The sequence below is a fragment of the Paenibacillus ginsengihumi DSM 21568 genome (assembly GCF_000380965.1).
GTDB lineage: Bacteria > Bacillota > Bacilli > Paenibacillales > NBRC-103111 > Paenibacillus_G > Paenibacillus_G ginsengihumi.
The window spans coordinates 1-6,173 of the sequence record NZ_KB905660.1; the positions used below are offsets into that span (position 1 = coordinate 1).

Genomic DNA, 6,173 nt, shown 5'->3' on the forward strand with positions numbered 1-6,173 from the left:
CATGCAGGCAGAATCGCTCTTAACTATGGCAGCAACAGTCCTTGGTTTCTCACCGCAAGACGCATCTACCAAGCATTTGTTTAAAAAGCGACGGGCCGTTCGTAAAAAATGGAATACCTGCAAAAAGACAGGCTTATTTGGCATGCCTAAAAACGAATGAGGCAGACTGAAAGGCACAAAATGATCATTCGATATTAGTCCCTGTTCCTGATAAACCACCAAAGAAATCCACAAAATACCAAATCAGCAACTCGGGCTAAAGCAAGGTCACGGATTCAGGTACTCGATACCAATATCGCCATTGCACTGCTGGCTGGTGAGCATGCCGCGTTGGATTTTGTTCGGCAAGCCAGTGACGATCGGATGTCGATTTATTTCTCCGTCATTACGGAGTGCGAAGTGTTTAGCGGGCTGGAATCCGCTTATCGTTTGCAAGGAATCAAGCTGTTTAATTCACGAAGATGTATTGAGGTAAGTTCCAGTGTTGCCCGACTTGCCGGGGACATACGCAGGGAACAAAAGTCGAAAGGACGGAAGCTTAAAACTCCGGACGCAATTATTATTGCAACTTCTATTGAGCACCAGCTTGGTCTTGTATCAAGGGACCACGATATGAGCTTTGTTCGGGAAGCATTCGGTTTGCCGCTGTTTACCATTTAGCCTACCCATTGTAATTCCAACCGAGATACAGTGGGTTTGTTTATATACTCGGAATACTTAAAAGGAGAACAGACGATCATGCTTTATAGATGCAGAATCGAACTGAATGAGATTGCCCCGAAGATTTGGCGGGAGTTTCAATTTCATCCGGACGTGACGTTTCATCAGCTTCACAAAATCATCCAATCGGTCATGGGTTGGGAAAATTACCATTTATACGAGTTTCATGTGAAAGAAAAGGTGATCGGTCTGCCCGATCCGACATTCGAGCATATAGAAGACCGCGAGGTGCTGAATGCACGGAGGGAAATCGTTCAGAAGCATGTTCACGAAGAAAACACCGTATTTACATACGTGTATGATTTTGGAGATGATTGGCAGCACACGGTTACGTTGATCAAAATCGACGCATCGACATCCGACCCGGCACCCTTGTGTCTAGATGGTGCCCGCGGCTGTCCGCAGGAAGATGTGGGAGGCGTGTGGGGGCATCAGCATATGCTGGAAGTACTGCTTACTCCCAATCATCCGGAGCGGGATCATTTTATAGGCTGGGTTCGAGAAGGATATGATCCCGAACATTTCTCCTGCGAAGAAGTGAATCAGGAGCTTGAGCGGCAGAAGGACAAGCTGATCCCCAAGTCACTGGTTAAGCGGCCGGTAGGGAAAAAGCCTGTGAAGCTGACGAAGTCTGCTCTGAATAAGCATCTGAAGCAGCTAAATAGCGACCAGCTTATCGATTTGGTGAAGGCTTGTTATGGCGCCAGCAAAGATATGGAGAAGTTTCTTGCTGTAAGAATACTGGGCGATGAAGCAGTAGAGTCTCTCTTTCAAGAGTATTGCAAGAAGGTTGAGAAAGAGTTTTTCCCTGAGCGGGGATTTGGCAAGCTGAGACTCCAGGAAGCGAAACATGCGATTTCGGAATTCGAGAGATTGACTGGAAATTCCAGGTACGCCCTGGAATTGAAGCTGGTCTACGTTGAAAATGGAGTTGATTTCACCCTAAGCTACGGGGATATTGATGAACGCTTCTACTACAGCATGGTGTCCATGTATGCCGATATCATTGATCAAGTAAATGAAGATGAAACAGCCGAGTTGTTCGACGAATTCGAGGAACGTCTCGAAGCCGTTGTTTCGAAAACAGAAGGGATCGGCTGGGGTTTTCATGACAATTTGGCTAATCTGCACGCTCAAATAAGATGGATTTAGGTGGGGAACTTAATGCGCGGCAGGAAGAAAAATAAGCGGACCGGTCAGAAAGCGGAATTCACGGGGCTGTTGGAGCAAGACGAGAATTTCTATTTTATCGCCGGATATACGGATGGAGGCTTCCCGTATGGAATCACGTGGGAGGAATATGAGGCGGAACAACGCGGCGAGTTGATCAAAGCGACAGTAGCTGAGGGAGAACCTATGAAAGAATTGAAATTGACCAAGCAGCAGTTTCAGGAGATTGTGGATGCATACGACATGTACGTAGAAGGAATAGAGTCCTTCCTGAATATCGAAACTGGAGATGTTGTCATGTTGCGAACGTTTGACCGGGATGAAGAGGACGAAGAATTAAGCGAGATCATTGAAGAAGGCTTTAATGAAATTTACTTTCGGATACCGAAACGGGAGTCGGATGAAGGATATACCGACATGGTTGATTTTGCGGAAACGGTTGAAGATAAAAAGCTGCAATCCACTTTGATGCACATATTAAGCGGCGGCAAGAGAATATTCCGAAGATTCAAGGATGCGTTATCTTCCGACAGCGAGCAGTTAGAGCGGTATTACCAGTTTGTTGAAGAGCAGAATCGCAAACGTGTTTCTGATTGGTTCGAATCCATTGAAGTGAAGTTGATTCTCGAGTAATAAAGAAATGTTTGGGCAGGGGATACCGGTGAAACGTTCTACAAGACAGACGATGATTAAGCTGTATGCTCAAGCGGTCATTTCGGAACTTCAACAATTAGGTTATCCCAATGATCAAGCTAAAGCAGTCTTTTTTCGACACTATCGAGACATGAAACGCTTATTTGGTCTTGAGCAGAATGTATGCGATTTTGCAAAGATGATTGATGAATTTGAACGTGCCATGCAGAAGAAGCATGACCCGAGTGATCCCAATTCAATTGCTGTTGGCCATCTAAACCACTTGGCTAAAACATACATCCTTAAGCATAAAAGCAACAAATGAGCAGGATTATTTTCCAAATGGCAACCGATATACGACCTGTGTCGCTGTCACCATTTCTAAAAGATGAATATGTAGACGCTGCGGCAGACCAACATATTCCCTTCTTTACCACGGTGCGATCTTATCAGGTGTTCATCGACTATTGGAATTCCAAGATGGAAAGAAGCATCCAAAGGGGGTGGTCCTCTTGAATTTATCCGATTTTTCCAGATACATAGATCCTGCAGTTGTACACAGAGGGAAGGAATACGCGTCCGAAGGACGGGTAATTTCCTTGAAGTCCATTGCCGATGAAAAGTACACTGCGGTTGTGCGCGGGTACGAGGATTATGAGGTTTATGTAAGGCTAGACAACGAGAACAACATAATGGAATCGGAATGCGATTGTCCGTACGATTTCGGGCCGGTATGCAAGCATCAAGTCGCCGTATTCCTCGAGCTTAAGAATAGAGAAGCAGACGGGGCATCTTCACCGGAGCCTTCTCTCCGGCAACTGTTGGAAGCAGAGAGCAAGGAGAAATTAATCGAATTGCTGCTCTCGATTGCATCGGATTCATATACCGCGGAAGAGCGCATTAGAATTCATTTGTCGAAAAGGGGCGCGGATCAGGAGTTGGACGCCTGCCGACGGTTGATTCGATCCTACATTGACACATATTCGGATGATCATGGCTTTGTGTCTTGGCGGAACGTAAGCCGCGCGGTGGAAGGTGCGGAGATCGTCGCTGAAAAGGTTCTCGCCGCCTTCGATGAAGGGGGATGGTTGCACGGGCTGGCGATTCTGTTTTGCATCATCGAAGAGATGATTGAATTATTGCAGTCCGCCGACGATTCGGACGGTGGAGTCGGGATCGTGATCGAAAGCTGTCTGGAATCGATCTTCAAGCTGGTTCAGGATCGCCATCATATTCCGGCGGAAGAACGCATGAAGATTTTCCGTCGGTTGTTGGAGGAGATACATCAACCTTATTATGACGGATGGCCGGATTGGCAGCTCGCGCTCCTCGAGGCGGCGGGCGCGCTGATCGAGTCGGAAGAGATGCAACATCAATGGGATGATGCGGCGGATTCGCTCCTGGGTCATATGTCCGGGAGCAATTGGTCGAAGAGGTACGCAGACGAGCGGGTGGCTGTGCTCCGATATGGTCAAATATTGGAACGTTCAGATGAAGAACAGGCGAAAGCTTATTTGTATAGACATCTGCATTTCCCGGAAATCCGGGAGATTGCGATTCGTGCGGCGCTTGAGCAAGGCGATGCCGAGGAAGCGATCCGATTGGCGGAGGCCGGGGAAGCTCAAGATCAGGGGCTGCCGGGGCTCGTCTATCGCTGGAAGAAATATCGGTATGAGGCATACCATCGCACAGGACAAGTCGAACAGCAGCGGAAACTCGGGATGGAGCTGATCATGAACGGAGAATATGATTATTACCGGTCTGTGAAGGATACATTTTCGGATGAGGGAGAATGGTCCTTGTATCTGCAAGATATGTTAGATCAATTGGAGCAGAGCCCGAGGGGAGAGCATACGTATACCCAAATCCTGGTGGAAGAGGAGATGTTCGCACGGCTTTTGGAACATGTCCGCAAGGCACCTTACCGAATTGAATCGTTCTATGAGCAATTGCTTCCGCATTACCCGGAGGAGGTGAAGGCGCTTTTCGTGGCATATATCGAATTCCGGGCGGATCAATCCAGAGACAGGCGAGATTACGCCGATGTTTGCCGGATCATTCGAATGCTTCAACAGGTTGGCGGACGGAAAGAAGCGTTCACCGTCACACAAAAATTGTTAACCAGGTTTCCGCGAAGACCGGCTTTCCGGGAGGAGTTGGGGAAGATCCGTTTTTGAACTTTATAATGGAATAAGAAGTCACGCGGTTTGTGCACAGCGGATTTTTTTGTGATGAGGGTGGACAAACCGGTATGCGAAACCTGTAATTTTGATCATAATCGAATATGTTATAATAATGTCTAAATGGAGACGGATTCGGTGGTGATCAATGATGGATCGTGTTCAAGATTTGCAAAAACTGATCAAACTTACGGGCGATCGCGCGAAACTGGATGCAAAAGCGAACGGGACTTACATTGTCTATCAAACGGAAAAAGGCCAGATTGTCAAAGAATATTCAAACGGTGTGATCGAGCCAATCGACAATCCTGGGGTTCATCATGAATGAGTACTCCACAGTGATGGTTGTATTCGCCGGCAATAACGGCAGCGGCAAAAGCACCATTCGCAATCTGATAGTGGACAGGCTTGGTATCAGTGTCAATATAGATCCCGACGCTTTAGCTCGCGGCATTGATTCTGACCATCCGGATCGCCGCAAAGTATCCGCGGGCAAAGAAGCGATTAAGCTTGCGAGAGAATGTATTCAGCATAAACGAGATTTTTCGTTAGAAACGACTTTGGCTGGCGGCAATGCTATTCGACTGATACGGGATGCCAAGGCGAACGGCTTTGAAGTGACGATGTTTTATGTGGGTCTAAATGATGTTCGGCTCAATATCGAACGTGTTGCCGCCAGAGTTCAAACCGGTGGACATCATATACCGACTAAAGACATCGTTCGGAGACAAACCACATCCATGCAAAATCTTCTGACTCACTTCCATCTTATTGATCATTTGATTGTGATTGACAACAGCGGAGCGTCCGGTGAAATTGTTTTACATGCAGAACATAACGTCCTGAAATATCAGGCAGAATCTCTCCCAATGTGGGTGCAAAAGATTAAGGATCAGTTAAATGAATTTAACTTACAAACAGGAAAATGAACGGCTTAATAATTTTTACGTGCAATTTTGACAAAAACGAATATTACATAAAGCAAAGGCCGCAAGCCTAAAACACCAGCTGCGATTACATAGCCATCTCAATAGATTATTGGCTTAGTCTTGTTTCAAGGGATCACGATATGCATTTTGTCCAGGAAGCGTTCGGTGTACTATAAATATCATTTTAGTCTATGTTGAGCATAGTAATGGGTTTTAGACAAGCGGCATTTAATAGAATATTAATCCTGAATTTCGAAAGCGCATAAGATCAATGCAAGATGCTAAAGCAATGGCGACTTAAGATGTAAAAATGTAGGAGTTTCCCATGCCTGATGGAGACGGAAGCTTGCGGCGGATGGTCTTTCCCCCTCCCCAATGAAGAGGCAGTCCTTATTTCCATGTAAAATTTTGCTATCATCATTCTAACTGCGCCACTCGAACCTCGATTCGTTTCCAGACATAACGGCTGGAAAAGTCCTTCCCAAGCTTTAGTATGACAGAGCGGCCATGCCGAATGAGCGTCGCGGCGCAATGAAAGAAT

At 46.5% G+C, this 6,173-nt stretch carries 7 protein-coding genes; all 7 read left to right on the plus strand.

What is annotated here, in order from left to right; genetic code table 11:
- Positions 1-273: 273 nt before the first annotated feature.
- The 7 genes from F591_RS0126410 (at position 274) to F591_RS0126440 (ending at position 5,632) form a co-directional block, all read left to right on the plus strand.
- On the plus strand, positions 274-660 hold the full coding sequence (locus F591_RS0126410) for a type II toxin-antitoxin system VapC family toxin (RefSeq protein ID WP_026326929.1): 387 nt from the start codon (positions 274-276) through the stop codon (positions 658-660).
- Positions 661-738: 78 nt separating this feature from the next.
- Entirely contained in the window at positions 739-1,872 is a 1,134-nt protein-coding gene (locus F591_RS0126415) for a DUF6155 family protein (protein WP_019537554.1), read from the plus strand.
- Between the two features lie 12 nt (positions 1,873-1,884).
- The gene (locus F591_RS0126420) at positions 1,885-2,523 is read left to right on the plus strand and encodes a UPF0158 family protein (RefSeq protein WP_007781149.1); all 639 of its coding nucleotides are present in this window, start codon (positions 1,885-1,887) and stop codon (positions 2,521-2,523) included.
- 28 nt (positions 2,524-2,551) lie between these two features.
- Complete coding sequence (locus F591_RS0126425) at positions 2,552-2,848, plus strand: nucleotide exchange factor GrpE (protein WP_156829718.1); 297 nt, start codon at positions 2,552-2,554, stop codon at positions 2,846-2,848.
- Between the two features lie 142 nt (positions 2,849-2,990).
- A complete protein-coding gene (locus tag F591_RS0126430; protein WP_245581144.1) occupies positions 2,991-4,700 on the plus strand; it encodes an SWIM zinc finger family protein in 1,710 nt (569 codons plus the stop codon).
- Between the two features lie 151 nt (positions 4,701-4,851).
- Positions 4,852-5,031: a hypothetical protein gene (locus F591_RS0126435; RefSeq protein WP_019537557.1), complete on the plus strand. Its 180-nt coding sequence runs from the start codon at positions 4,852-4,854 to the stop codon at positions 5,029-5,031.
- Positions 5,024-5,632 (plus strand): ATPase, encoded by a 609-nt coding sequence (locus F591_RS0126440; RefSeq protein WP_026326930.1) that lies wholly within the window; start codon positions 5,024-5,026, stop codon positions 5,630-5,632. Before F591_RS0126435 ends, F591_RS0126440 begins: the two co-directional genes overlap by 8 nt.
- Positions 5,633-6,173 lie beyond the last annotated feature (541 nt).